The 5002-nt window shown below is 72.6% G+C and carries 4 protein-coding genes; all 4 read right to left on the minus strand.

Going from position 1 to position 5002, the window contains the following annotated elements; genetic code table 11:
* Positions 1-570, minus strand: a 570-nt coding sequence (locus I59_RS15935; RefSeq protein ID WP_022904723.1) for a DUF917 domain-containing protein, incomplete at its 3' end; no start/stop codon positions are given.
* Entirely contained in the window at positions 567-1595 is a 1029-nt protein-coding gene (locus tag I59_RS20245; protein WP_307120484.1) for a DUF917 domain-containing protein, read from the minus strand. The genes I59_RS20245 and I59_RS15935, both read right to left, overlap by 4 nt.
* Before the next feature lie 102 nt (positions 1596-1697).
* The gene (locus I59_RS15945) at positions 1698-3254 is read right to left on the minus strand and encodes a hydantoinase/oxoprolinase N-terminal domain-containing protein (RefSeq protein ID WP_022904724.1); all 1557 of its coding nucleotides are present in this window, start codon (positions 3252-3254) and stop codon (positions 1698-1700) included.
* Between the two features lie 183 nt (positions 3255-3437).
* A complete protein-coding gene (locus I59_RS15950; protein WP_022904725.1) occupies positions 3438-4814 on the minus strand; it encodes a cytosine permease in 1377 nt (458 codons plus the stop codon).
* Between the last annotated feature and the right edge of the window lie 188 nt (positions 4815-5002).

The raw sequence follows: 5002 nt of genomic DNA on the forward strand, positions 1-5002 counted from the left end.
CGGCGATGTGGCGACACCGCCGAGCCGGATCGTGACACCGCGTGCGAGCCACTCCATCTGCCGGTTGTCGTGGCCGGTGTCGATGACGACACCGTGCCCGTTCTCGTCGCTGATCGCGAGCGGGGAGCCGGGCACCCCGTACACCGAGAACGTCTCCATCTGGAGCTCCGGGAACGCCCGGCCCATGCCGTCCGCGTCGACGACGGGCAGCCCGCCGGTGGCGCCGACGAGCAGCGGGATCATCGAGTTGATGCCTCCGCACTCGATCGGCATGGTCGCCGTCGCGGTCCGGCCCAGGTGCTGTTCGAGCCGCCGGAGCGCGCCGAGGGGTTCCGGCCCGGCGGGGATCCGCTCGAGCACGACCGTCGGTGCCCCCATCTGGGCGGTCGGGATGACGAGCGCGTCGTCGTCGAGCTCGGACGGGTCGAGGATCGTGACCGGCCCGTGCTCCTCGATCGCCGCCTTCACGAGCAGCATCCCGATGGTCGGGTCGCCGCCGCCACCGGTGCCGAGCAGCGCGGCGCCGCGGGCGAGGTCGGGCAGGTCGTCCACGTCGATGGTCCAGCTCATCGGGTCGCTCCTTCGCTGACGGTGCCGTCGTGGCGCACCGCCGGTGTGTCGTAGCCGAAGTAGGTCGGGCCGGCCAGGCCGAGGCCGCCGGCGGAGTGCCACCGCTCGTCGGCCGGCGCGGTGACGACGCGGATGCGTGCGCCGAACCGGAGTCCTTCGGTGGTGATCGGCTCGCCGGTCTCGGCGTCCAGCGTGACGACGAGGTCCGGGGTCGTGGTGCGCACCGAGCCGGCCACCTCGACCAGCAGGTGCTCGTTCTGGAACCGGAGCCGTGCCTCCAGGCCGGTGTCGGGTCCCGACCCCACGATCCGGGCGGTCCCGCGCGCGAAGCCGGTCGCGGTCTTCCGTTCGACGTCGGCGACCTTGCCCTCGAAGACGACGTCGCCGCCGAGGACCGCCGCGACGGCGGCGACCGGGTCCTCGTTGGCGGCGCGGGCGTCGGCCAAGGCCTCACCCAGCTCGACGCAGCGCGAGAGGCTGCCGCGCACGTACGACTCCTTGACCTGCGCGCCGGACATCGCGTACTGCGCGGTGATCGCCGAGCAGCCCATCTCGACGGTCGCGGTCCGGGCGAGCCGCTCGGCCCAGCGGTTGTCGACGGTGTCGAAGACGGCGGTGTTGCCCTTCTCGTCGGCGAGCGCCATCGGCGTCGCGCTGATCCCGGACAGGGTCGGGAGGACCATCTGGACCTCGGGGAAGGCGCGGCCCATCGCGTCGGCGTCGATGACGGGCAGTCCGAGCTCGGCCGCGGCCACGATCGGGCTGGTGGAGTTGACGCCGCCGACCTCGATGCAGGCGATGTGCGTCGGGGTGACCCCGAGGTGCGTCGCGAGGCTCCGGATCGCCTCGGCGAACTGGCCGGCGGAGGGCAGCTTCTCGACCATCACCGTGGGAGCGCCGATCATCGCGACGTTGAGCACGACCGCGTCGTCGGGCAGGTCCTCGACCGCGACGACCGGGACGGGCCCGTGCTCGCGGACAGCGGGCTTCGCGAGCAGCGGCCGATGTAGGGGTCGCCCCCCCACCCGTGCCGAGGATCGCGGCGCCGCGCGCCAGGGCCGAGCAGTCCGGCCGATCTCCGTGAGGGCGGCGGCGTGTTCCCACGATCGGGGCGGCCTCGGTCGTGCTCATCGGACCAGCGCCCGAAGCGCGAGGTCGCCCACGGCCTTCGCGCGGATGCGGGTCGCGTTGCCGGGCAGGTACGGGATCGGGACCTCGTCGAAGTCGACGATCGCGACGCTCGACGGGTCTGCCCCGGCGGCGACCGCACGGTCGACGGCCTCCTGCCGGGCCTCGTCGACGACGCTCGCCCGCTTGCCGTCGCTGATGGCGTAGACCTTGTCGACCTCGCCAGAGACCTGCGCGATCGCGGCGCCGATGGCGTTCGCGACGGAGTAGTGCTCGGGGCGGTGGACTGTGCCGAGCCCGGGCAGTTCGTCGGGCAGCAGCACCGACCCGCCGCCGACCGCGACGACCGGCAGCGGGGCCGACGACGTCCGCATCCGCTCCACGACGTCCGCGACGCGGTCCGCGATCACCGCGAGGGCACGCTCGGCGACCTCCGCGGGGACGCCCCGGACCCGGGAGGCGTCGCCGATCACCCCGCGCCCGCCGCGCACGGCGACGTCGGTGGCGGTGAGGGTGTCGCCGCCGAAGACCAGCCCCTCCTGGGTGAGGCGGTACCCGACGGAGTCCGGTCCCACGAGTGCGCCGTCCTCGCGGATGCGGGAACCGCCGCCGATGCCGATCGACAGCACGTCGGGCATGCGGAAGTTCGTGCGGATGCCGGCGACGGCCACCTCGCCGGTCGCCTCCCGCGGGAAGCCGCCGGTCAGGACGCCGACGTCGCTCGTGGTGCCGCCGACGTCGACGACCGCGCAGGTGTCGAACCCGGACAGCACGGCCGCGCCGCGCATCGAGTTGGTCGGGCCGGAGGCGAAGGTGGCGACCGGGTAGCGGCGGGCGTACTCGACGTCCATCAGCGTGCCGTCGTTCTGGCTGAGGAAGAGCGGGGCCTCGATGCCGCTCGACGACACCGACGCGGACAGGCCGTCGACGATGCCGTCCGCGAGCTCCCGGAGCGCAGCGTTGATGATCGTCGCGTTCTCCCGCTCGAGGAGTCCGATCCGGCCGATCTCGCTCGACAGGGAGAACGCCACGTCCGGACCGAGCTCGGCGGCGAGGATCTCCTGGGCGCGCTGCTCGAACTCGTCGTTGATCGGCGAGAACACCGACGAGATCGCCACGGAGCGGATGCCCGCCGCGGCGATGGCCGCGGCGTGGCGCTTCAGCTCGTCGGGGTCCAGCTCGGAGATCACGCGGCCGTCGAACTCGTGTCCGCCGTGTGCGAGGAACGCGCGGGCCTGCACGGCTCCGACGAGGTGTGCTGGCCAGTCCGTGAACGGCGGCAGCGAGGCCGTGGCGGGCAGGCCGAGCCGCACGGCCGCGGTCGGTGCGAGGCCGCGCGCCTCGATGAGGGCGTTGATGAAGTGCGTGGTGCCGATCATGACCCCGTCGACGTCGGCCGACCCGAAGTCGCGCTGCTCGCGGAGGCCGGCGAGCGCCGCGACGATGCCGGAGGTGACGTCCTGGCTCGTGGACCGTTTCACGGCGGCGGCGACCGTGCTGCCGTCCATGAGGACGGCGTCGGTGTTGGTGCCGCCGACGTCGATGCCGATGCGCATGGGGGTTCCTTCCGGTGGTGCGGGGATGCTCGGGGCGGAGCGGGGGTGTCCGGGGCGGGGCGGTGGTGTCCGGGGTGCCGGTCCCTGCCGGGGGACCGGCCGCCCCGCCACCGGATCAGGTGGCGGCGGGACGACCGGCCGGGGGTGGCGGCCGGGAGGGGGACCCGTCCGCCGGTCTGGCGGCTACTGCGCGGCGGGCGCGGTGGCGGGGGCGGGGGCGGCTGCCGGGGCGGTGTCGGCGGGCTGCTCCGTGCGGCTGACGCCGAGTCCGCGGACCCAGCCGGCCTTGCCGGCGACCACGTACAGCACGAAGGCGACCACGACCGAGTTGATCGACGGGATGCCGACGGTGACGAAGTACCCGACGACCGCGGCGATCGCCCAGATGACGAGGGTCGCGGGGACCCAGGTCGGGCTCGTGGCCGGGAGCGACTCGCTCTCGCTCAGCTCGCGGCGCCAGCGCTTCACGACGAAGTACTCGGCGACCATGATGCCGGCGATCGGCGGGAACACGACGCCGAGCACGATGAGGAACGGCGTGAACGCGTCGAGGAACCCGACCGCGGCGAGCACCGACCCGACGACACCGAGCACGAGCGTGACGACGCCCCGGTTCACCTTGCGGCCGAACACGACATCGATGAAGTTCGTGACGCCGAGGCTCGAGCTGTAGATGTTCCAGTCGTTGATCTTGAACGTGCCGAGCAGGATCACGAGGATGCCGACCCAACCGACGCTCGACGTGATGACCCGGGTGATGTCCGAGGACCCGACCGCGTGTGCCAGCAGGACGCCGGCCAGGCCGATGGCGTACTCGCCGAGCGTGACGCCGAGCGCGGTCTGCTTGACGACGTCGCCGACCGAGCGGTTGAAGCGGGTCATGTCGGGCGTGATGACCGCGCCGACGATGAAGCCGCCGGCGACGAGCGTGGTGCCCGCGACGAAGCTCAGCTGGGGACCGGCCGGGGCCTTGGCGACGAGCTCGGCGATCGAGTGCTGGCTCAGCTCGACGACGACGGCCCAGCCGACCAGCACGAGGAAGAGCGGCACCGTGACGTTCGCCAGCCACTGCATCGAGTGGAACCCGCGCAGCACGATCGCGGTCACGACCAGGCCGAACACGAGCGACCACGCCCATGCCGGGAGGATCGGCAGGATCGACACGAGCCCGGCCGCGGACACCCCGGACTGGATGCCGAACCACCCGATCAGGCTGAGGCCGATCGCGAGCCCGACGAGCGCCGACCCGGCCTTGCCGAACCCGGTCCAGCGCGCGATGACCGAGGTGTTGAGTCCCTCCCGCATGCCGATGACGCCGACGAAGACGGACACGACCTCGAGGATCACCGCGCCGAGCGTGATCGCCCAGAAGGCCTGCCAGAAGCCCATGCCGAAGCCGAGCGTGGCGCCGAGCAGGAACTGGGAGAGCGCGGAGATCTGGCCGAAGCGCTGGACGGCGACCTGGAACCAGCCGTAGCGGGCCGAGCGGGGGACACGGGACAGGGAGTAGTCGTCGACGACGACGGACGGGGCTGGTGGTGCTGACGCTGCACTGGCCATCGGGATGCTCCTGGGGGATGGGGAGCCGGTCGGGGCGACCGGGTTGGGGCAACGGTAGTGAGCGGTACGGATCCACAGAACGGGCAGAATGTCGTGAAGGGCATGTGAACTCGTGCACTCTGCACAACTCGACTCCCGCGTTCCGATCGATCGGCGATCGCCGATCGCGCCGGAGGGCGGACGGGAGG

The organism is Curtobacterium sp. B8 (genome assembly GCF_000333315.1).
Taxonomy (GTDB): domain Bacteria; phylum Actinomycetota; class Actinomycetes; order Actinomycetales; family Microbacteriaceae; genus Curtobacterium; species Curtobacterium luteum.